Below are 21,650 nucleotides of genomic sequence, written 5' to 3' on the forward strand. Positions count from 1 at the left end.
CTCCATCGAGGAGGGCGCCCGTGACGGGAGCCGCCTGCACCAGGTGCCCGGCTCGGTCCCCTCGCCCGAGGACTTCCCGCGCGGCGACCGCTTCGCCCCGCGCTCCAGCCATCCCACGCTGGGCCTGGACGTGCACCCCGTCATCAAGAGCCTGCCGGGATGCGCCAACCACCGCTTCTCGGAGCTGCCCGACGACTACCTGAGGCAGAACGGGCTCGTTCCCTATCTAGACACCCTCAAGGAGGTGAGGTAGGTGGCCGACCAGAAGGAACCCATCATCTTCCTCGATGACATCTCCGTTACCTTCCGCACCCGCACGGGATCCATCCTCCACCCCAACCTGGTCCATGCGGTCCAGGGCGTGACCATCAAGCTCATGCCGGGCGAGACCATAGGAATCGTGGGCGAGTCGGGCTGCGGCAAGTCCACCACGGCCAACGTCATGTGCGGCCTGCAGTCGCCGACCTCCGGCCACGTCTACTTCCAGGGGACGGACGTCACGAAGCGCACGGCGGACCTGCGCAAGAAGATAGGCCGCGTCGTCTCGGTCGTCTTCCAGGACCCCGCCACGGCCCTCAACCCGCGCATGGTCGTCCGCGACCAGCTGCAGGACCCGCTGCTGGTGCACAAGGTGGGGGCGTCCGCCGACCAGGAGAGGCGCATCAACGAGCTCGTGGAGCTCGTGGGCCTGCCCAAGAGCGCGCTGCGCGCCCTGCCGGGTCAGCTCTCGGGCGGGCAGCGCCAGCGCGTCGCCATCGCCCGCGCCATGTCGCTCAACCCCTCGGCGATCATCGCCGACGAGCCCACCTCCGCCCTCGACGTGTCCGTGCGCGCCCAGATCCTCAACCTGCTCACCGACCTCAAGAGCGAGCTGGGGCTCTCGATGATCTTCATCAGCCACGACATCCAGACGGTCCGCTACATCTCCGACCGAATCATCGTCATGAACCACGGGCAGATCATGGAGCAGGGTCCGGCGCAGCAGGTGTTCAACGACCCCCAGGACGAGTACACCAAGACGCTCCTCGGGGCGGCACCGTCGCTCTTGCATCCCAAGATAGGTCGCTAGCAGCGAGCGCCCCGTCTGGCCGCGTGCCGGGCGGGGCGCGTCTCTCATGCGCGTCGCAGAGGACTAAGATGTGCCATCGTGCCCGGGCTTCCGGGCAGGCAGAGAGAAAAGGGTAGCCACATGTCAGACTTCAAGATCCGCGGCGTCGTGCCGCCCGTCGTCGTCCCCGACACCGAGGACCGCAGGCTGGACGTAGCCTCCTTCGAGCGCTCCATCGACCGCATGATCGACGCGGGCGTGGACGGCCTCTTCTTCCTGGGCTCCTCGGGAGAGGTGGTCTTCTCCACCGACGAGAGGCGCGACGAGGTCGTGCGCGAGGCGGTGCGCATCGTCGACCACCGCGTGCCCGTCCTGGTGGGCATCATCGACACCGAGACCGAGCGCGTGATCGAGCACGGGCGGCGCGCCCAGGAGCTGGGCGCCGACGCCCNGACCTCTGCATCAGCTTCCTCTCGCACGGTGACGTCCAGGTCGTGGACCACGTCAGCTTCGACGTGCGCCCCGGCCAGTGCATGGCCCTGGTGGGCGAGTCGGGCTGCGGCAAGTCCATCACCACCAAGACGATCATGAACCTCGTGGACCCCAAGGAGACGGTCACGGGCCAGCTCATCTACAAGGGCCAGGACCTGCTCAAGCTCAGCTCCGAGGAGCATCGCAAGCTCCTGGGCACCGAGATCGCCATGGTCTACCAGGACGCGCTCTCGTCCCTGAACCCCTCCATGCTCATCTCGACGCAGATGAAGCAGCTCACCGACCGAGGCGGGACCCGCTCCGCGGAGGAGCTGCTCGAGCTCGTAGGCCTCGATCCCAAGCGCACCCTCGAGTCCTACCCGCACGAACTGTCGGGCGGTCAGCGCCAGCGCGTGCTCATCGCCATGGCGCTCACCCGCGACCCGTCGCTGGTCATCTGCGACGAGCCCACCACGGCCCTGGACGTCACCGTCCAGAAGCAGGTCATCAAGCTCCTGAACGACCTCCAGGCAAAGCTGGGCTTCGCCATGGTCTTCGTGAGCCACGACCTCGCCCTGGTGGCCGAGGTGGCGTCCGAGATCACCGTCATGTACGCCGGCCAGGTCATCGAGCAGGCGCCGACCAAGGAGCTGCTCTGCAACCCCGTCCACGAGTACACCCGCGGGCTCCTGGGGTCGGTCCTCTCCATCGAGGAGGGCGCCCGTGACGGGAGCCGCCTGCACCAGGTGCCCGGCTCGGTCCCCTCGCCCGAGGACTTCCCGCGCGGCGACCGCTTCGCCCCGCGCTCCAGCCATCCCACGCTGGGCCTGGACGTGCACCCCGTCATCAAGAGCCTGCCGGGATGCGCCAACCACCGCTTCTCGGAGCTGCCCGACGACTACCTGAGGCAGAACGGGCTCGTTCCCTATCTAGACACCCTCAAGGAGGTGAGGTAGGTGGCCGACCAGAAGGAACCCATCATCTTCCTCGATGACATCTCCGTTACCTTCCGCACCCGCACGGGATCCATCCTCCACCCCAACCTGGTCCATGCGGTCCAGGGCGTGACCATCAAGCTCATGCCGGGCGAGACCATAGGAATCGTGGGCGAGTCGGGCTGCGGCAAGTCCACCACGGCCAACGTCATGTGCGGCCTGCAGTCGCCGACCTCCGGCCACGTCTACTTCCAGGGGACGGACGTCACGAAGCGCACGGCGGACCTGCGCAAGAAGATAGGCCGCGTCGTCTCGGTCGTCTTCCAGGACCCCGCCACGGCCCTCAACCCGCGCATGGTCGTCCGCGACCAGCTGCAGGACCCGCTGCTGGTGCACAAGGTGGGGGCGTCCGCCGACCAGGAGAGGCGCATCAACGAGCTCGTGGAGCTCGTGGGCCTGCCCAAGAGCGCGCTGCGCGCCCTGCCGGGTCAGCTCTCGGGCGGGCAGCGCCAGCGCGTCGCCATCGCCCGCGCCATGTCGCTCAACCCCTCGGCGATCATCGCCGACGAGCCCACCTCCGCCCTCGACGTGTCCGTGCGCGCCCAGATCCTCAACCTGCTCACCGACCTCAAGAGCGAGCTGGGGCTCTCGATGATCTTCATCAGCCACGACATCCAGACGGTCCGCTACATCTCCGACCGAATCATCGTCATGAACCACGGGCAGATCATGGAGCAGGGTCCGGCGCAGCAGGTGTTCAACGACCCCCAGGACGAGTACACCAAGACGCTCCTCGGGGCGGCACCGTCGCTCTTGCATCCCAAGATAGGTCGCTAGCAGCGAGCGCCCCGTCTGGCCGCGTGCCGGGCGGGGCGCGTCTCTCATGCGCGTCGCAGAGGACTAAGATGTGCCATCGTGCCCGGGCTTCCGGGCAGGCAGAGAGAAAAGGGTAGCCACATGTCAGACTTCAAGATCCGCGGCGTCGTGCCGCCCGTCGTCGTCCCCGACACCGAGGACCGCAGGCTGGACGTAGCCTCCTTCGAGCGCTCCATCGACCGCATGATCGACGCGGGCGTGGACGGCCTCTTCTTCCTGGGCTCCTCGGGAGAGGTGGTCTTCTCCACCGACGAGAGGCGCGACGAGGTCGTGCGCGAGGCGGTGCGCATCGTCGACCACCGCGTGCCCGTCCTGGTGGGCATCATCGACACCGAGACCGAGCGCGTGATCGAGCACGGGCGGCGCGCCCAGGAGCTGGGCGCCGACGCCCTCGTGGCCACCGCCCCCTTCTACGCGCTGGGCGGCATGGCAGACGTGGAGGAGCACTTCCGCATCCTCCACGAGGAGCTCGACCTGCCCGTCTTCGCCTACGACATCCCCGTCTGCGTCCACACCAAGCTCCCCTGGAAGCTCCTGGCCAAGCTGGGCGCCGAGGGCGTGCTCGCGGGCGTCAAGGACTCCTCGGGCAACGACATCTCGTTCCGCTACCTCTGCCAGGAGAACGAGAGGCTGGGTCACCCCCTGAGCCTCCTCACCGGCCATGAGATTGTCGTCGACGGCGCCTACCTCTCGGGCGCGGACGGCTCCGTCCCCGGCCTCGCCAACGTCGAGCCCCACGGCTACGTGCGCATGTGGAAGGCCGCCGAGGCGGGGGACTGGGCGACGGTCAAGGCCGAGCAGGACAAGCTCAACGAGCTCAGCCACATNTGGAGGTAGAAATGGAAGTCTCGCCCCTGGTCCAGTCGCTCAAGGGAAGGCTCGTCGTGAGCGTCCAGGCCTATCCCGGGGAGCCCCTGCGGCATCCCGAGACCATGGCCCAGATGGCGGAGGCCTGCGAGCAGGGTGGCGCCGCCGCCATCCGCTGCCAGGGCCTCTCTGACATCGCCGCCATCAAGGGCAGGGTCCAGGTGCCCGTCATCGGCCTCTGGAAGGAGGGGCACGAGGGCGTATACATCACGCCGACCCTGCGCCATGCCGTCGCCTGCGTCAACGCCGGCGCGGACGTCGTCGCCATAGACGCCACCGATCGGCCCCGTCCCGACGGGAGGACCTTCGCCCAGACGGTGGCGGACCTTCGCGCCCAGTGCGAGACCCTCGTCATGGCCGACTGCATGACCATCGACGACATACGCAACGCGGTGGCCGTCGGCTGTGACCTCGTGTCCACGACCCTCTCGCACAACAAGGCCGCCATCGATACCACCATNTCTTCGCCTACGACATCCCCGTCTGCGTCCACACCAAGCTCCCCTGGAAGCTCCTGGCCAAGCTGGGCGCCGAGGGCGTGCTCGCGGGCGTCAAGGACTCCTCGGGCAACGACATCTCGTTCCGCTACCTCTGCCAGGAGAACGAGAGGCTGGGTCACCCCCTGAGCCTCCTCACCGGCCATGAGATTGTCGTCGACGGCGCCTACCTCTCGGGCGCGGACGGCTCCGTCCCCGGCCTCGCCAACGTCGAGCCCCACGGCTACGTGCGCATGTGGAAGGCCGCCGAGGCGGGGGACTGGGCGACGGTCAAGGCCGAGCAGGACAAGCTCAACGAGCTCAGCCACATCTTCGACGTCACCACCGGCGTCCAGGGCTTCGGCGGCGGCGTGGGCGCCTTCAAGACCGCCCTCATGCTCATGGGCGTGTACGAGTCCAACCAGATGCCCCGCCCGGTCAAGGCGCTCGAGGGCACCAACGTCGAGGCCATCCGCTCGGTGCTCGTGAGCTGTGGCCTCCTCGAGGCCTAGGCGAGAGGCGGCTCTCGCCCGAAGACGCAAGCCCGGGCGCGCTTGCGACGACGGCGCGCCCGCACCCCAGGAAGGAGTCCCATGGCAGCAGAGGCCAAGCGCGTCATCGCGCTCGACATCGGAGGCACCAAGATCGCCTCGGCCCTCGTGACGCTCCGCGCGGGCGAGGCGCCCCTCATCGAGCACTATGGCAAGGTTCCCACCGAGGCCAAGCTCGGTGGGCAGAGGGTGCTCGGGAACGCCATCGAATCCGCCCGTCGCGTCGCGGAGGCGGCGGTCGGCGGGCTGGACGGCATCGGCGTCTCGAGCGCGGGCGTCNGGGTCCGCAGCTGACCTCCTGCTGGCGCGAGCCAGGCAGGGGTCTGGCCTGCCCTGGGCGCGCGTCGCAAACGGTTCGTTCGCGTGGGACGTCTAGCCGTACAATCAGGTGAGTCCGCAGCGCGGGCGGGGGAGGACCCCGCCCGCACCCCGTAGAGGGAGGGTCCATGGGAGCCGCAGCCAAGCCAAACGTGACCATCGACGACTGGGACAAGCTCGACGTCCGCGTGGGTCTGATCGAGCGCGTCGAGGACGTCAGGGGCTCCAAGAAGCTCGTTGCCCTCCACGTCGACTTCGGTGACTTCAAGCGCACCATCCTCACGGGGATGAGGGAGGAGCGCGAGGACTGCAAGGCCATCGAGGGGACCAAGACGCTCTTCCTCGTCAACATGGCCCCGCGCAAGATGGCGGGCATGGTGAGCGAGGGCATGCTCCTGGACATCGGCTACGAGGACGGGATCCCCTCGGTGCTCGCCACGCTCGAGCGGGACGTCCCCGCGGGCACGAGGCTCTGCTAGCCATGCCCAGCAGCAGCCAGCGCATGAGGGAGGCGGCCGCCGCCGACCGCGTTCCCGACATCGTCGTGATAACCGGGATGTCGGGCAGCGGCCGCACCCAGGCCCTGCACGTCTTCGAGGACATGGGCTACTACTGCATAGACAACCTGCCTCCCCGCCTCATCCTCGACCTCGCCCGCGTGGTGGGGATCAACGCCAACACCGGCCGTCACCTGGCCGTCACCTGCGACCTCAGGAGCCAGGGGCTCTTCGACGAGGTCACCGACGCGCTGGCGCAGCTCCGTGACCACGAGCTCAGCGTCAAGACCCTCTTCCTCGACTGCTCGGACGAGGTGCTGCTGCGCCGCTACGACGAGACCCGTCGCCGTCACCCCATCGCCCAGGAGGGCGAGACGACCGTTGCCGCCATAGCCCGCGAGCGCGCCGCGCTCGCGCCCATCCGCGACGAGTCCGACCTGGTCATCGACACGAGCCGCCTGCGCACGAACGCCCTGCGCAGCCGCATCAGGCACGCATTCTCGGAGCTCGACGAGCAGCAGCTCCTGGACGTGAGCGTCTTCAGCTTCGGCTTCAAGCACGGGCTCCCCGCCGAGGCCGACCTCATGATCGACGTGCGCTTCCTGCCCAACCCCTTCTACGACCCCGCCATGCGCGAGCTCACCGGCAACGACGCCCTGGTCACCGACTTCGTCATGCAGAACAAGGTGACGGCGGACTTCATGGTCGCCTGGAAGCGCCTCCTGGACGTGGCGATGCCGGGCTACGTGGCCGAGGGCAAGACCCAGCTCTCCATCGCCGTGGGCTGCACGGGCGGCCAGCATCGTTCCGTGGCCATCGCCAACGCGACTGCAGCCTACCTCACGGGGCAGGGCTACCGCGTCTCGCTTTCGCACCGCGACCTCCCCCTCGCCAACCGGAGGCCCTGATGGGCCTCGCGACGGTGCGGCACGGGGGTCGGTCGCAGCCCGCGCGCGTGGCCACTCTCGCCTGCGGGGGTGATGGGACATGTCGTTCACCGCGCAGGTGAAGGACGAGCTGTCGCGCGTGGAGGGGGAGTGCCCGCTCTGCGCCTACGCCCAGCTCTCGGCCATAACGCGCATCTGCGGCACGCTCTCCTTCAGGGGTCCGGGGCGCTACTCGATCCGCGTCTCGACCGAGACCGGCGCCGTGGCGCGCACCATGATCAAGCTCACCCACGAGCTCTTCGACCTCGAGACGCCTCTCACCGTGCGCCGCTCCAACCTGCACAAGGCCCGCAACTACCTCATAGAGATCCCCGAGCAGCGCGAGCTCGAGGCCGACCTCGTCCGCCTGGGCATCCTCCTGCCGGGCCGCGGCCTCGCGCCGGGCATCCCCTGGCAGCTCCTGCGCTCGGACCACTGCAGGCGCGCCTTCGTGCGCGGGGCCTTCATGGCCGGGGGCTTCATCGCGGACCCCAGGNCGACCGAGTTGCAGTTTTGTGGGTAAAATAGGGGCGTGCTTGTAAGTGTGTTGGCCACTCCCGAGGAACGGCCTCGGTTGGCCTCGCGAAAGGAGAAAGCATGGCAGTCAAGGTTGCTATCAACGGCTTCGGACGTATCGGTCGCCTCGCGTTCCGCCAGATGTTTGGCCACGAGGGCTCCGAGATCGTCGCCATCAACGACCTCACCTCGCCCGATATGCTCGCGTACCTCCTGAAGTACGATTCCACCCAGGGCAACTACGCCCGTGACCACAAGGTCGAGTCCACCGAGGATGCCATCATCGTCGATGGCAAGAAGATCACCATCTACAAGGAGGCGGACGCCAACAACCTGCCTTGGGGCGAGCTCGGCGTCGACGTCGTCCTCGAGTGCACCGGCTTCTACACCTCCAAGGCCAAGGCGCAGGCCCACATCAACGCGGGCGCCAAGAAGGTCGTCATCTCCGCCCCCGCCGGCAACGACCTGCCCACCATCGTCTTCAACGTCAACCACGAGCAGCTGACCGCCGACGACAACATCATCTCCGCCGCCTCCTGCACCACCAACTGCCTCGCCCCCATGGCCAAGGGCCTGAACGACTTCGCCCCCATCGTCAGCGGCATCATGACCACCATCCACGCCTTCACCGGCGACCAGATGGTCCTCGACGGCCCCCAGCGCAAGGGCAACAAGCGTCGCTCCCGCGCGGCCTCCGAGAACATCGTCCCCAACTCCACCGGCGCCGCCAAGGCCATCGGCCTGGTGCTCCCCGAGCTCAACGGCAAGCTCATCGGTGCCGCCCAGCGCGTCCCGACGCCGACCGGCTCCCTCACCAACCTCTATGCCGTCGTTGACAAGAAGGTCACCGTCGACGAGGTCAACGCTGCCATGAAGGCCTACGCCGAGACCATCCCCGAGACCTTCGGCTACAACGAGGACGAGATCGTCTCCCGCGACATCGTCGGCGAGACCCACGGCTCGATCTTCGACGCCACCCAGACCATGGTCCAGGACCTCGGCAACGGCCAGAGCCTCGTCCAGGTCACCTCTTGGTACGACAACGAGAACTCCTACACCTCTCAGATGGTCCGCACCATCAAGTACTTCGAGAAGTTCGTTGCCTAGCCACTAGGCACCCTCGGTTCTGCAGGGGCGCGGCCGCTGGCCCACGGGTCGCAGCCGCGCCCCTTTCTTGCACGGAGTCGCATCGATCGCCGCAGCAGAAGGAGTGAGCATGGCTTTTACCAAGAAGACCGTCCGTGACGTGGACGTCGACGGCAAGCGCGTCATCATGCGCGTCGACTTCAACGTCCCCCTGAAGGATGGCGTCGTCACCGATGACACGCGCGTCCGCGCCGCCATCCCCACCATCAAGTACCTCAAGGAGCACAACGCCGGCATCGTCCTCATGAGCCACCTCGGACGTCCCAAGGGTGACGGTCCCGAGCCCGAGCTCTCGCTGAAGCCTGCCGCAGACAAGCTCGCCGAACTCACCGGATACGAGGTCAAGTTCGTGGACGACACCTACGGCGAGAAGGCGGCCGCCGCCGTCGCCGAGGTCAAGCCCGGTGACATCCTGGTCCTCGAGAACGTCCGCTTCCTCAAGGCCGAGAAGAAGAACGACCCCGAGGTCGCCAAGAAGCTCGCCTCCTATGGCGACATCTTCGTCCTCGACGCCTTCGGCACCGCCCACCGCGCCCAGGGCTCCGTCGTCGGCCCGGCCGAGTTCATCCCCGCCGTCGCCGGCTTCCTGCTCGAGAAGGAGGTCGACACCCTGACCTCGATCTTCGCCGAGCCCGAGTGCCCCTTCGTCGCCATCGTGGGCGGCTCCAAGGTCTCCAGCAAGATCGGCGTCCTCGACCACCTCATCGACTCCGCCGACACCCTCATCATCGGCGGCGGCATGGCCTACACCTTCTTCCTGGCCAAGGGCTACAGCGTGGGCACCTCCCTCAAGGAGGAGGACTGGATCGAGCGCGCGGGCGAGATGCTGAAGAAGGCCGAGGCCAAGGGCTGCAAGATCCTGCTTCCCGTCGACAACGTGGTCGCCGACCACTTCGGCGAGGACGCCACGGGCGAGGTCGTCGACTCCGACAAGATTCCCGACGACCGCATGGGCATGGACATCGGGCCCAAGACCGTCGAACTCTACTGCGAGGCCGTCAAGGCCGCCAAGACCGTCTTCTGGAACGGCCCCATGGGCGTCTTCGAGATGGACCAGTTCGCCAAGGGCACCGAGGCCGTCGCCCGTGCCATCGCGGACTCCGACTGCACGTCCATCATCGGCGGCGGTGACTCCGTCGCGGCAATCAACAAGTTTGGCCTGGCCGACAAGATGAGCTGGATCTCCACTGGCGGCGGCGCCTCCATGGAGCTCGTCGAGGGCAAGGCCCTTCCCGGAGTGGAGGCGCTTCTCGATGCGTAACAGGATGATCGCCGGCAACTGGAAGATGAACAAGAGCTACTCCGAGGGCGTCGTCCTGGCTCAGGGCCTGGCCCGCGAGCTCGAGGGCGGCACGGGAGACGTCGACGTCGTCGTCTGCCCCCCGACGGTCGACCTCAAGGGCGTCGCAACCGTCATCGAGCAGGAGAGCGCGCCCTTCTCGCTTGGCGCTCAGAACGCCTACTTCGAGGAGTCTGGCGCCTACACCGGAGAGACCGCTCCCTCGATGTTGACCGACATCGGCGCGACCTACTGCATCATCGGCCACTCCGAGCGTCGCGGCTACTTCGGCGAGACCGACGAGGACATTAACAAGAAGGCCAAGGCCCTGATGGCCCATGGCATCGTGCCCATCAGCTGCTGCGGCGAGTCCCTCGAGGTCCGCGAGGCGGGCAAGCACGTCGAGTTCGTCGTGGACCAGATCAGGAAGGACACCGAGGGCCTCGTCATCGACGATCCTTCGAAGTACGTCGTCGCCTACGAGCCCATCTGGGCCATCGGCACCGGCAAGACCGCCACGGCCGACGACGCCCAGGAGGTCTGTGGCGCCATCCGCAAGACTTTGGCCGAGGTCTTCGGCCAGGAGGTGGCCGACGGCATCCGCGTGCTCTACGGCGGCTCCGCCAAGCCCGAGAACGTGGCCGGCTTCCTCGAGAAGGAGGACGTGGACGGCGCGCTCGTCGGTGGAGCGTCCCTCAAGGCGGACTCCTTCGCCGCCATGGTCAAGGCGGCCATGTAGGGGGACGGTCCCTCTCGCCCAAGAAGGCCTGGGCCCCGGCACGGAGGTGTCGGGGCCCATTTTTTGTGGGTGGGACCGACGCGCGTGGGGCGAGCGTCGGCAGGCTTGGGGCTGCCGTCGATTCTATGGCAGTTGGTAACGGCCTTGACTCATGTGGTAAGCTAACCAATCAATGTAGTTGCGCCATCCGTGGGCACATAAAAAGGAGCACTTCGTGGGCGTTCTGAACACCATCCTTCTGGTCATCCTGGCACTCTCGGCCGTCCTGACGGTCATCCTCATCCTCATGCACTCCGGGAAAGGGACCGGGGTCTCGGACATGATCGCCTCCTCCATGTACAACTCGGCCGCCGGCTCGGGGGTCTGGGAGAAGAACCTCGACCGCCTCACCGTCATCACCGCGGTCGTCTTCGGTGTCACCGTCTGCGTCATGGCGTTGACCTTCCCGCTGGGCACCATCTAGACTCTTGCGCGCACGGCCCGTCTTCCGCCCCTGGGCGCGTGGACGGGCCGTTATCTCTGCCGCGTCTCGTGCCGTGGTAGGATTTTGCACGTTGTGTTCTTGCGTGCCCTGGCTCCCGGCCCACCCGAGGCCCGACGCGAAGGCATGCTGCTTGCGCCTCTGGCTGGGCGGACGTGCCGCCACGGAAGCGCATTCTGCAGAAGAGGGACGTGGTCGCATCGCCGTCGCGTCCTCGTGCGCCCCCGGGGCGCGCGAAGCGAAGTGAGGAGCGTCCATGGCGCGATTCGTCGGGTACATAGCCAAGCGTGTGGCGAGCTACATAGTCATGATCTTCGTGGCGACCTCGCTCACGTACTTCCTGGCATCGGCCTTCATGAGCCCGCGATCCAACTACGAGTCCCGCACTCCCAGGCCACCGCAGGAGTCCATTGAGGCGTCGCTCGACGCCACCAACCTCAACGACAAGACCCCCATCCTCCAGCGCTACCAGAGGTGGCTGGGCGGCATCGTCACCAGGTGGGACTGGGGTCAGACGCCCACCGGCGTCTCGGTGAACGAGGAGATGTCCTCGCGCATCGGCGCCTCTGTGGAGCTGATGTCGCTCGCCACCATCATCTCCATCGTGGTGGGCGTGAGCCTGGGCGTGTACACCGCCCAGCGGCAGTACCAGTGGCAGGACCGCTTCCTGGGCGGCATGGCCTCGCTCTTCATGGTCATCCCCACCGTCGTCCTGGCCATCCTCATCGTGTTCGCGGCCATCGAGATAAACCAGGCGGCGGGGTCGCGCCTCTTCTACGTGACGGGCCTCTCCAGCTACGAGGGCGGCAATCCCCTCATGACCTTCCTCGACTTCCTCCAGCACATCCTGCTGCCCACCGTGGTGCTCACCATCATCAGCTCCGTGGGCTACCACCTGGGCCAGCGCACCTACCTCCTGGACGAGATGCACGCCGACTACGTGCGCACCGCCCGCGCGAAGGGCCTCACCAAGAAGCAGGCCATCCGCAAGCACGCCCTGCGCGCCTCGCTCATCCCCACGGCCGTCTCGGTGGCCTTCTCCATCGCCGGCATCTTCACGGGCGCCGTCATGACCGAGAAGATCTTTGCCATCCACGGCCTGGGCGAGTACTTCATCAACTGCATCAACAACAACAACATCCATGGCGCCGTGGCCGTCGCGGCGTTCAGCGGGGCCTGCACGCTCGTGGGCGCGCTCCTGGCGGACCTCTTCGCCGCCGCGCTCGACCCCCGCATCAAGATGAGCTAAGGAGAGCGCGATGTCAGACGAAATCAGGCAGGACGCTCCCCAGGCGGAGGGCGACGCACGGCAGGCCGGCGACGGGGAGGGCAGGCAGCTCACCAACGCCGAGCTCGAGCTCCTCGCCGACAAGATGGGCGGCTCCGGCGGCGAGGTCAAGCGCATAGGCTACCTCTCGCTCATCGGCAGGCGCTTCGTGCGCCAGCGCAGCGCCATGGTGGGGCTGGTGATCCTCGTCCTGCTGGTGCTGATGGCCATCTTCGGTCCCCACGTCACCCCCTTCACCTACACCGACCCGGACTTCACCTCCCTCAACGTGCCGCCCAACGCCACGCACTGGTTTGGCACCGACGGCGGCGGCTTCGACCTCTTCGCCTGCGTGGTGCACGGCCTGGGCCGCTCCCTCGTCATCGGCGTCATCTACTCGGTGCTCACCACCGTCATCGCGGCCGTGGTGGGAACCTCCATCGCCTACGTGCGCGGCGTCCCCGAGAAGATCGGCATGTGGTTCCTGGACATGCTGCTCATCATCCCGAGCTTCCTCCTCGTAGCCATGGTCGTCCGCGCCGCCAGCGGCACCCAGGGCTGGGTCACGCTCATCGTGGGCCTCACCGCCTTCGGCTGGATCGGCTACGCCCGAACCCTGCGCACCATGGCCCTCTCGCTGCGCGAGCGCGACTACGTGCGCGCCGCCAAGTACATGGGCGTGTCCCCCTTCAAGACCATCGTGCGCCACCTCATCCCCAACCTGGGCTCCATCCTCATCCTGGACACCGTGCTGGGCGTGATAGGCGGCATCAACTCCGAGACCGCCTACAGCTTTCTGGGCCTGGGCATCAAGGCCCCCGACACCTCGCTGGGCTACCTGCTGAGCCAGGGCTCCTCCGCAATGCTCTCGGCCCCCTGGATCGTCCTCATCCCCTCCGCCGTGCTGATCGTGCTCTGCGTGAGCATGCAGCTCATCGGCGACGGCCTGCGCGACGCCATCGACCCGTACTCGCGCGCCGCGGGAAGCGTCGAGGACGAGGCCGAGCAGGAGGAGGCACCGGAGCCCGCGGGCAACTAACGCCAGCACGCGGCGCGGCGCCCCGCCGGGTGCCGTCCGCCAACCCCAAGACACGTTACGGAGCGAGATATGGCCGAGAAGGCAAACGACAGCACGAGGGGCACGTGGGTTCCCCAGGACGACGTGATTCGCTACGAGCTCCTCGAGGGCAACGGCCCCAAGGGCGCGCCCCAGGGCGACCCCATCATGAGCGTGCGCAACCTCAAGGTCTCCTTCGCCACCGAGGCCGGCAGGGTCGACGCCGTCCGCGGGGTCAACTTCGACCTGTGGCGCGGGCGCACCTTGGGCATCGTCGGCGAGTCGGGCTCGGGCAAGTCGGTCACCGCCCTCTCGCTCATCGGGCTCCTGGACGACAACGCCAAGGTGGGCGGCTCCGTCAAGTTCGACGGCGAGGAGCTCGTGGGCAAGTCGGACGAGCAGATGGCGGCCTTCCGCGGCAAGTCCATCTCGATGATTTTCCAGGACCCCCTGAGCGCCCTCACGCCCATGTTCACCATCGGCGAGCAGCTCGAGGAGACCCTCCTCATCCACAATCCGCAGATGGGCAAGCAGGAGCTCCGCGCGCGCTGCGTCGAGCTCCTGCGCATGGTGGGTATCACCAATCCCGAGGAACGCCTGGACGCCTACCCGCACGAGTTCTCGGGCGGCATGCGCCAGCGCGTGGTCATCGCCATCGCCATCGCCAACGACCCCGACGTGATCATCGCCGACGAGCCCACCACGGCCCTCGACGTGACCATCCAGGCCCAGATTCTGGACGTCCTGGCCGTGGCCCAGCGCGAGACGGGCGCCGCCGTCGTGCTGATCACCCACGACCTGGGGGTCATCGCCGGTACCGCAGACGACGTCCTGGTGATGTACGCCGGGCGTGCCGTCGAGCGCGCGAGCATCGACACCATCTTCGACCAGCCCTCGCAGCCCTACACCATGGGCCTTTTGGGCGCCGTGCCCAAGCCCCACGTGGCGGCCGAGCATCGCCTGGTCCCCATCAAGGGCAACCCGCCCTCGCTGGCCGCCATCCCCAAGGGCTGCCCCTTCTCCCCCCGCTGCCCGATGGCGAGCGGGAAATGCTTTGAGGTCGAGCCCGTCCTCGAGCCCTTCGACGCCGCCGAGGGCCACCTCGTCAGCTGCCACAAGCTCGCGGAGATCCGCGAGCGCCACCTGAGCTTCCAGGAGGTCTACCCCGAGCTCGAGCCCCTGCCCGCAAAGTGGGCGGAGGTCCCCCGCGACCAGCGCCCGGTGGTCCTCGAGGTCAAGGACCTGGTGAAGACCTTCCCGATCCAGGGCAAGGGCCTCATCCGCCGCGACCGGGGCACCATGTGCGCGGTCGACCACGTGAGCTTCAAGATCCACGAGGGCGAGACGCTTGCGTTGGTGGGCGAGTCAGGCTCCGGCAAGTCCACCACCCTCATGCAGATCATGGACCTCGTGAGGCCCGAGCACGGCAGCATCGAGGTGCTGGGCCGCGACATCGCGACCCTGCGCAACAACCGCGAGAGGCGCGAGCTCAGGCGCGACCTGCAGGTCATCTTCCAGGACCCCATGAGCTCGCTTGACCCCCGCATGCCCATCTACGACGTGCTGGCCGAGCCCCTGCGCGCGCAGAGGTGGTCCGCGAAGGACATCAACTCCCGCATCGGCGAGCTGATGCACCTCGTCGGCATCAACCCGGACTACGTCGACCGCTTCCCCAGCCAGTTCTCCGGCGGCCAGCGCCAGCGCATCGCCATCGCCCGCGCCCTGGCCACGCGCCCCAAGATCCTCCTGCTCGACGAGCCCATCGCCTCCCTGGACGTCTCGATCCAGGCCGGCATCATCAACCTGCTCGAGGACCTGCAGGTGCAGCTCAAGATCTCGTACCTCTTCGTCGCCCACGACCTTGCCGTCATCCGCCACATCTCCGACAGCGTCGCCGTGATGCACCTGGGCAAGATCGTGGAGCAGGGCGATACCGAGGAGGTCTTCACCAACCCGCAGGACCCCTACACCAAGGCCCTGCTCTCGGCCATCCCCATCCCCGACCCCAAGGTGGAGCGCTCCCGCGAGCGCCTGGTCTACCAGGACGGGAAGCTCGTCTCGTCCTCGAGCCTCTTGCCCACGCTGGAGGGGTAGGGGAGAGGCCTCTCCTCCGCCTCCGAGGCCTCCCTTGTGGAGGCCTTTGGGTCGGGGCGCACTTGCTGGATTCCCAGGGCGGTCCGCGACGCTGCGGGCCGCCCTGCGCTATGTTGTTGGGGTCGAACGGCCCATCCCAATGCGCAGGCGCTGCGCGAACGGAGGATCAGATGGCAGAGAGCTACAAGTCCCGCGCGGACGTCCCCGAGAGGTACACCTGGGACACCAGCGGGCTCTTCGTGGGCGACGAGGCGGCCGACGCCGCGTTCGAGGAGGTGCGGGCGCTTCCCGCCGAGCTGGAGTCATGGAAGGGCAGGGCGCTCGAGAGCGCGGAGGGGCTTCTCGCCTTCCTCCGCCTCGAGGACGAGGTCACGATCAAGGTGGCCCGCCTCTACGAGTACGCCGCCCGCAAGGCCGACGAGGACACCCGCGTCGGGCGCTACCAGGACATGCTCGCCCGCCAGCGCTCGCTCATGGCAAGCGTGGACGCGGCGAAGTCCTGGTTCGAGCCGGCGCTCCTCTCGCTTGACGAGGCCACGCTGGACGCGTGGTGCGAGGAGTGCGAGGGCCTGGGGACGTACCGCCGCGCGCTGGACAAGATCCGAGCCCTCGCCAAGCACGTGCTCACGCCCGAGCTCGAGGCGCTCTTGGCCAAGGCCCAGGAGATGGCCGCCAGCCCCGAGGTCGGCTTCTCCATGCTGAACGACGCCGACCTGCGCTTCGCCGACGCGCTCGACTCCAAGGGAGAGGCGCACCCCATCACGCACGGCAGCTACGGCACGGCGCTGATCAGCCCCGACCGCACGCTGCGCGAGAACGCCTACAAGAGCGTCTACGGCAGCTATCGTGGCGTGCGCAACACCTCGGCGGCCCTCCTTGCCGCCCAGATGAAGCAGCTCGAGTTCTTCGCCACCGCCCGTGGCTACAAGAACACCCTAGATGCCTCCCTCGCCCCCACCGAGGTGCCCCGCGCCGTCTATGAGTCCCTCATCGAGTCCGTGCACAGGAACGCCCCCGCCATGCACCGCTACATGGCGCTGAGGGCCCGTGCCCTGGGCCTCGAGCAGGCCCGCTACTGGGACGTCTACGTGCCCATAGTCAAGATGCCGGAGCGCCGCTACAGCTTCGAGGAGGCCTGCGACCTCATGCTCGAGGCCCTGGCGCCCCTGGGCGAGGACTACCTCGCCGTGGTGAGGCGTGCCATAGACGAGCGCTGGATCGACGTGTACGAGACTCCGGGCAAGGCGAGCGGTGCCTACTCCTCCGGTGGCCGCGGCCTCACGCCCCTCATCCTCCTCAACTTCATGGGCACCCTGGAGGACGTCTTCACCCTGGTGCACGAGATGGGACACTCGCTCCACACCTACCTGGCCAGCAAGGCGCAGCCCACGCGCTACGCCGACTACGAGATGTTCGTGGCGGAGGTGGCGTCCACCACCAACGAGATGCTCCTCATGCGCTACCTGCTCGACCATGCGGCAGACGACGCGGAGCGCGCCTACCTCCTCGACGACCTCTGCGGCAAGTTCAAGGGCACGCTCTACCGTCAGACCATGTTCGCGGAGTTCGAGATGCTCGCCAACGACGCCTCCCAGGCGGGGGAGGGGGTCGGAGCGGAGGCCAACAGCAGGCGCTACCGTGCCCTCAACGAGCTCTACTACGGGCCCGCCGTCCTGACGGACGAGGACATCGCCCTGGAGTGGTCCCGCATCCCGCACTTCTACTACGACTACTACGTCTACGTCTACGCGACGAGCTTCGCCGCGGCCGTGGCGCTCTCGGACAAGATCCTGGCCGATGGCGCGCCGGCGGTCGAGCGCTACCTGGGCTTCCTCGCGGGCGGCAGCTCGAAGCCCCCGCTGGAGCTGCTCGCCGGGGCGGGGGTCGACATGGCCTCCGGCAAGGCGGTCGACGACGCGCTGGTGCGCTTCGGCCAGGTCGTGGACGAGCTGGATGGCCTGATCTAGCGACGGGCCGCAGGGCGGGTCACCTCGCGGCCCCTTTGTCCCAGTACACAAGCTTGTAACAATCGGGCAGGGATTTTTTTATCTTTTTGAAATAAAATGTGAACAGGCATCCGTCGGGGTGCATGCATTTCGCCGTGCGCACGTCGCGCAGGAAATTGGAGGAGAAATGATTTCTAACATCGTCTCGCGTCGCTCGTTCGTGGGCATGGCCGGTGCGGCTGCGGCTCTCGCCGGCCTCGGACTTGCAGGCTGCGGCGGTTCGGGCAACTCCGGCAGCGGCTCCGCCGGCGCCGACACGGGCGTCGAGCCCCAGAACGGCTCGCCCGCAACCACTCCCATCGACCAGCTGCCCCTGCCCGAGAAGGGCAAGACCTACGACAACCCGCTCAGCCGCGACAAGGTCAAGGACGGCGGCACCCTCGTGCTCCCCGTCACCGAGGTCGGCCCTGACTTCAACTACTTCAGCGTGAACGGCAACACCGTCTACATCAACTGGTTCTGGTACTTCTACATGCCCACGCTCTTCACGGTGGACGCCACGGCCTCCGCGTTCACGCCCAACCCCAACTTCGTCGCGTCCGCGTCGGCCGACATGGTGGACGGCAAGCAGGTTGCCACCATCACCCTTGCCGACAAGGCGAACTTCAACGACGGCACGCCCATCGACTGGCGCTCCATCGAGGCCGTCTGGAAGTGCTGCAGCGGCGCCGACGAGAACTACACCCCCTCCTCGACCGACGGCTTCGTCCAGGTCGAGAGCGTGGTCAAGGGCGAGACGGACAAGCAGGCCGTCATCACCTTCTCCCAGCCGTACTACCCCTGGCAGAACCTCTTCCAGAGGGTCCTGCACCCCTCCGCGGCGACGGTCGACGCCTTCAACAACGGCTGGGTGAACAACCCGCACAACGAGTGGGCGGCCGGTCCCTTCGTCGTCGACAGCTCCGACGAGACCCAGATCACCTTCAAGCGCAACGAGAAGTGGTGGGGCGACGAGGCCAAGCTGGAGACCGTCACCTTCAAGCAGATGGAGTCCCAGGCGATGTTCAACGCCTTCAAGAACGGCGAGATCGACGCCACCGAGCTGGGCGCCTCCGGCACCGGCGAGATGCTCTCCAACTTCGTGGGCATGGAGAACACCGAGATCCGTCGTGCTGACTCCAAGTCCATCGCCGTCATCGAGGTCAACTCCACCCGCGAGGGCCTGAAGGACGAGGCCGTGCGCAAGGCCTTCATGCAGTGCATCAACACCGAGACCATCGTCGGCATCGTCTACCAGGGAGTCAACTGGAAGGAAGACCGCATGGGCTCGCTGGTGATCGCCCCCTGGATGGATGGCTACGAGAACAACCTGCCCGAGGACGTTGCCGCCAACACCACCGCCGAGGCCCAGGCCGAGGCCGCCAAGAAGACCCTCGAGGCCACTGGCTACGAGATGGGCTCCGACGGCTACTACGCCAAGGACGGCAAGCAGGTGACCTTCTCCTTCACCGCCATCGGTGACTCCAACGTGGTCAAGAACCGTGCCGCAGCCATCCAGAAGATGGCCAAGGACGCCGGCATGAACCTGACCATCGACAACAAGCCCTCCTCCGAGTTCTCCAAGACCCTCACGGGCGGCGAGTGGGACACCATCCTCTTCGGCTGGTCCTCGAGCTCCGCCTCCTACAACAACGGCGGCCAGATCTTCGGCTCCCAGAGCTCCTCGAACTTCACCCACTGCGGCAACGCCGAGCTCGACGCCAAGTTCCTCGCGGTCACCGGCATCGCCGACCACGCCGAACAGATGAAGGCCTTCAACGCGGCCGAGAAGGAGGCCCTGAAGTCCTACGCCTTCATCCCCCTGTTCGCTGGCGCAGACGCCATCGCCTGCAAGGCCGGCCTTGCCAACTGGGGTCCCGCGCTTCTGAAGGACATCGTCGCCGAGAACGTCGGCTGGGCCAAGGAGTAGCGTCCAAGACGGCATCCGCCGATGCCTCTGGGTTGGGGTTCCCTTGACCTCAGCCCAGGCAAAAAAGTTGTTGCCACGGGGCAAAGGCGGATGCTATAGTACTCTTTGCTGCGACGCAGCAAGCCATGTCGGAGTGGCGGAATTGGCAGACGCGCTAGCTTGAGGTGCTAGTGACTGACTAAAAGGTCGTGCGGGTTCAAGTCCCGCCTCCGACACCAGAGAATGCGAGAGGCCCCTTCGGTGGGCCTCTCTTCTTATGTATGCTTCCTCTGTGTGGCCTTGGTTGGCGCCGATCGAGGCGCGTGGCTTTGGGGGGCGGAAGATGGCGAGAGGCGAGTTGGTGCGTCGCGTGGACGGCATCGGCCAGGGCAGCGTCAACGGGGCGCTGGCCGCCCTCCTCTCGCTCACGAGCGACGCCGTCCTCGCCTTCGACGGCCTGGGCAGGGTCCTCCTCGCCAACGAGCGGGCAGAGAGGCTCCTCTCGCACGCGCCCGACGGGCTCGTGGGGCAGGACGTCCGCTCCCTCTTCCCGCCGGCGGTGGGGGCGGCGCCCAGGACGCCCTTCTCGCCCACGGACCTGCCCTTCGCCCTGGACGGGAGCGCGGGGTCGGTGCTGTGCCTGCGCCCCGATGGCTACTCCGCCGACCTGGCGATTCGCTGCATGCGCCTCCCCTCCGCCGGGGACACCTACCTCCTCGTGGCGCGCCAGGCCGATTCGGCGCAGGCCGCCAGGGGCGAGCACGAGCGCCTGGTGGGGGAGCTGTCGCNGCCTACTCGTGGCAGGGCCTCCCCCCCGCGCGCATGGTGAGGCTGCTCAACGACTTCCTGCTGGGCTTCTCGCGGCTCGAGACCTTCGCCACGCTCTTCGTGGGCGTCACGGACCTTGCGGCGTGGACGCTCACGTACTGTTCCGCGGGCCACCCTCCCGCGATCCTCGTGCGGTCCGCCACGAGCCAGGTGGAGACCCTGGACGTGCAGTCCGGCGTGGTGGGCGCCTTCCACGAGATGCGCTATCGCAACGGCACCGTCCGGCTGGAGCCGGGCGACATGCTCCTGCTCTACACCGACGGCACCACCGAGGCGCGTGCGCTGGACGGCTCCTTCTTCGGAGAGGACGGGCTGCGCGACGCGGTGATGAGCGAGTTCCCCCGGGGGTTCGAGGGCGTCCTGGACCGCCTCCTCGCCCGGCTGGACGCGTTCACCGAGCGCCACCTGGATGACGACGTCGCCATGGTGTCGCTGCGCTTCGACGGGGTTCGCAGGGAGGATGCGTAGGGCTCGGCGCGCCTCTCTCGGCGGAGGTGGGGTTCCCTTGCCCGTACGGCGAAGGGCGGGGGATTCCCTTGCCTGCCCGCGTTTGCGCCTGCGCATTTTGGGCAAAAGAGCCACATGGAAGAGCATCCCAACATAGCCCTCGTGCCCGTGGACCACGACCTCGACGTGAGCTCGGTCGACGAGGTGCGGCGCACGCTGGACGCCCTCATCGACGGCGGCTGCCGGCGCATCGTGCTCAACCTCGCGGGCATGAGCTTCGTGGACTCCGCGGGCATGGCGCTGATCTTCCGCGCGGTTCGGCGCATGAGGTGCGCGGGGGGCCTCGTTTCCATCACCAACGCCAGCGACCGCGTCCTGCGCTCCCTGCGCATCGCGCGCCTGGTGGACTTCGCGCCCGTCTCGGGCTGCGGCGAGCGGCCACGGGTGCAGGAGCTCGACCCCGGCGTGCTGCCCGAGTGGCGCTCGACGCTCTCCATCGACCCGACGGACCTCGCGGGGTCGCGCCGCCGCGTGGAAAAGATGCTCGCGCGCCTGGGGCTTGCGGCCGATGCCTCCTTCGACCTCGCTCTGGCGGTGGGGGAGGCCATGGGCAACGCGGTCGACCACACAGACGGCCACTGCGCCCTGGTGACGGTGGCCCGCTACCCGGACCGTGCCGTCATCGAGGTGACCGACTGCGGCTGCGGCTACGAGCTGGAGCCCGGGAGCGAGCTTCCCGAGGTCTCTGATTCGGGCGAGAGGGGCCGGGGGATCCGGCTGATGCGCCTCCTGGCGGACGCGGTGACCATCGCGCGAAAGCCCTCCGGGCGCGGGACCGTGGTGCGCATTGTGAAGCTGCTGGGATAGGGGCGACCNATCTGCCGCCAAAGAAGGCGAGAAAAGAACGCCCGGGCTCGGGGGGTGCCAGCCCAAAGAA

General features: G+C 67.5%; 16 protein-coding genes, 1 tRNA gene and 6 pseudogenes. All 23 read left to right on the forward strand.

All coding sequences use genetic code 11. The annotated features are described in order from the left end of the window. A pseudogene (locus BQ7388_RS12925) lies at positions 1–253 on the forward strand (ABC transporter); the annotation flags it as partial. Then, entirely contained in the window at positions 254–1,069 is an 816-nt protein-coding gene (locus BQ7388_RS04595; protein ID WP_009277834.1) for an ABC transporter ATP-binding protein, read from the forward strand. Positions 1,070–1,189: 120 nt separating this feature from the next. Continuing rightward, positions 1,190–1,513, forward strand: a pseudogene (locus BQ7388_RS04600) (dihydrodipicolinate synthase family protein); the annotation flags it as partial. Further along, positions 1,501–2,475, forward strand: a pseudogene (locus BQ7388_RS04605) (ABC transporter ATP-binding protein); the annotation flags it as partial. The pseudogenes BQ7388_RS04600 and BQ7388_RS04605, both read left to right, overlap by 13 nt. Beyond that, entirely contained in the window at positions 2,476–3,291 is an 816-nt protein-coding gene (locus tag BQ7388_RS04610) for an ABC transporter ATP-binding protein (protein WP_009277834.1), read from the forward strand. A gap of 120 nt (positions 3,292–3,411) precedes the next feature. Beyond that, positions 3,412–4,155, forward strand: a pseudogene (locus BQ7388_RS04615) (dihydrodipicolinate synthase family protein); the annotation flags it as partial. A gap of 14 nt (positions 4,156–4,169) precedes the next feature. Beyond that, a pseudogene (locus BQ7388_RS04620) lies at positions 4,170–4,659 on the forward strand (N-acetylmannosamine-6-phosphate 2-epimerase); the annotation flags it as partial. Position 4,660: 1 nt separating this feature from the next. Next, positions 4,661–5,185 (forward strand): annotated as a pseudogene (locus BQ7388_RS04625) (dihydrodipicolinate synthase family protein); the annotation flags it as partial. Between the two features lie 485 nt (positions 5,186–5,670). Beyond that, a complete protein-coding gene (locus BQ7388_RS04635; RefSeq protein ID WP_072499876.1) occupies positions 5,671–6,021 on the forward strand; it encodes a tRNA-binding protein in 351 nt (116 codons plus the stop codon). A gap of 2 nt (positions 6,022–6,023) precedes the next feature. Then, a complete protein-coding gene (rapZ, locus tag BQ7388_RS04640) occupies positions 6,024–6,947 on the forward strand; it encodes an RNase adapter RapZ (RefSeq protein ID WP_062529763.1) in 924 nt (307 codons plus the stop codon). A gap of 79 nt (positions 6,948–7,026) precedes the next feature. Beyond that, positions 7,027–7,488, forward strand: a complete 462-nt coding sequence (gene whiA / locus BQ7388_RS04645; RefSeq protein WP_234946859.1) for a DNA-binding protein WhiA — start codon at positions 7,027–7,029, stop codon at positions 7,486–7,488. A gap of 74 nt (positions 7,489–7,562) precedes the next feature. After that, positions 7,563–8,588 carry a type I glyceraldehyde-3-phosphate dehydrogenase gene (gene gap, locus BQ7388_RS04650; RefSeq protein WP_009277827.1) on the forward strand — a complete coding sequence of 342 codons (1,026 nt, stop codon included), beginning with the start codon at positions 7,563–7,565 and terminating at the stop codon, positions 8,586–8,588. A gap of 109 nt (positions 8,589–8,697) precedes the next feature. Further along, positions 8,698–9,888 (forward strand): phosphoglycerate kinase, encoded by a 1,191-nt coding sequence (locus BQ7388_RS04655; protein ID WP_072499877.1) that lies wholly within the window; start codon positions 8,698–8,700, stop codon positions 9,886–9,888. Beyond that, entirely contained in the window at positions 9,881–10,645 is a 765-nt protein-coding gene (gene tpiA / locus BQ7388_RS04660; RefSeq protein ID WP_062529767.1) for a triose-phosphate isomerase, read from the forward strand. Before BQ7388_RS04655 ends, tpiA begins: the two co-directional genes overlap by 8 nt. A 214-nt stretch (positions 10,646–10,859) precedes the next feature. Next, positions 10,860–11,108 carry a preprotein translocase subunit SecG gene (gene secG / locus BQ7388_RS04665; RefSeq protein ID WP_009277824.1) on the forward strand — a complete coding sequence of 83 codons (249 nt, stop codon included), beginning with the start codon at positions 10,860–10,862 and terminating at the stop codon, positions 11,106–11,108. A 274-nt stretch (positions 11,109–11,382) separates the two neighbouring features. Next, positions 11,383–12,375, forward strand: a complete 993-nt coding sequence (locus BQ7388_RS04670) for an ABC transporter permease (RefSeq protein ID WP_009277823.1) — start codon at positions 11,383–11,385, stop codon at positions 12,373–12,375. A gap of 10 nt (positions 12,376–12,385) precedes the next feature. Then, the gene (locus tag BQ7388_RS04675) at positions 12,386–13,432 is read left to right on the forward strand and encodes an ABC transporter permease (RefSeq protein ID WP_009277822.1); all 1,047 of its coding nucleotides are present in this window, start codon (positions 12,386–12,388) and stop codon (positions 13,430–13,432) included. Positions 13,433–13,501: 69 nt separating this feature from the next. Next, a complete protein-coding gene (locus BQ7388_RS04680; protein ID WP_072499878.1) occupies positions 13,502–15,544 on the forward strand; it encodes a dipeptide ABC transporter ATP-binding protein in 2,043 nt (680 codons plus the stop codon). A 170-nt stretch (positions 15,545–15,714) separates the two neighbouring features. Next, positions 15,715–17,511: an oligoendopeptidase F gene (gene pepF / locus BQ7388_RS04685; RefSeq protein WP_072499879.1), complete on the forward strand. Its 1,797-nt coding sequence runs from the start codon at positions 15,715–15,717 to the stop codon at positions 17,509–17,511. Positions 17,512–17,677: 166 nt separating this feature from the next. Further along, on the forward strand, positions 17,678–19,459 hold the full coding sequence (locus tag BQ7388_RS04690) for an ABC transporter family substrate-binding protein (protein WP_072499880.1): 1,782 nt from the start codon (positions 17,678–17,680) through the stop codon (positions 19,457–19,459). A 127-nt stretch (positions 19,460–19,586) separates the two neighbouring features. Continuing rightward, positions 19,587–19,677: transfer RNA gene (locus tag BQ7388_RS04695), tRNA-Leu, on the forward strand. A 583-nt stretch (positions 19,678–20,260) separates the two neighbouring features. Then, positions 20,261–20,734 (forward strand): PP2C family protein-serine/threonine phosphatase, encoded by a 474-nt coding sequence (locus BQ7388_RS12930; RefSeq protein ID WP_234946860.1) that lies wholly within the window; start codon positions 20,261–20,263, stop codon positions 20,732–20,734. Positions 20,735–20,848: 114 nt separating this feature from the next. Then, positions 20,849–21,580 (forward strand): anti-sigma factor antagonist, encoded by a 732-nt coding sequence (locus BQ7388_RS04705; RefSeq protein WP_062529777.1) that lies wholly within the window; start codon positions 20,849–20,851, stop codon positions 21,578–21,580. Positions 21,581–21,650 lie beyond the last annotated feature (70 nt).

The sequence above is a fragment of the Olsenella phocaeensis genome, from assembly GCF_900120385.1.
Lineage (GTDB): Bacteria > Actinomycetota > Coriobacteriia > Coriobacteriales > Atopobiaceae > Olsenella_I > Olsenella_I phocaeensis.

Coding starts and splice junctions, on each gene's coding strand:
- gap (WP_009277827.1), top strand. CDS start 7,563: ATGGCAGTCAAGGTTGCTATCAACGGCTTCGGACGTATCGGTCGCCTC.
- BQ7388_RS04655 (WP_072499877.1), top strand. CDS start 8,698: ATGGCTTTTACCAAGAAGACCGTCCGTGACGTGGACGTCGACGGCAAG.
- BQ7388_RS04690 (WP_072499880.1), top strand. CDS start 17,678: ATGATTTCTAACATCGTCTCGCGTCGCTCGTTCGTGGGCATGGCCGGT.
- BQ7388_RS12930 (WP_234946860.1), top strand. CDS start 20,261: ATGGTGAGGCTGCTCAACGACTTCCTGCTGGGCTTCTCGCGGCTCGAG.
- BQ7388_RS04635 (WP_072499876.1), top strand. CDS start 5,671: ATGGGAGCCGCAGCCAAGCCAAACGTGACCATCGACGACTGGGACAAG.
- tpiA (WP_062529767.1), top strand. CDS start 9,881: ATGCGTAACAGGATGATCGCCGGCAACTGGAAGATGAACAAGAGCTAC.
- pepF (WP_072499879.1), top strand. CDS start 15,715: ATGGCAGAGAGCTACAAGTCCCGCGCGGACGTCCCCGAGAGGTACACC.
- rapZ (WP_062529763.1), top strand. CDS start 6,024: ATGCCCAGCAGCAGCCAGCGCATGAGGGAGGCGGCCGCCGCCGACCGC.
- BQ7388_RS04675 (WP_009277822.1), top strand. CDS start 12,386: ATGTCAGACGAAATCAGGCAGGACGCTCCCCAGGCGGAGGGCGACGCA.
- BQ7388_RS04680 (WP_072499878.1), top strand. CDS start 13,502: ATGGCCGAGAAGGCAAACGACAGCACGAGGGGCACGTGGGTTCCCCAG.
- BQ7388_RS04670 (WP_009277823.1), top strand. CDS start 11,383: ATGGCGCGATTCGTCGGGTACATAGCCAAGCGTGTGGCGAGCTACATA.
- BQ7388_RS04705 (WP_062529777.1), top strand. CDS start 20,849: ATGGAAGAGCATCCCAACATAGCCCTCGTGCCCGTGGACCACGACCTC.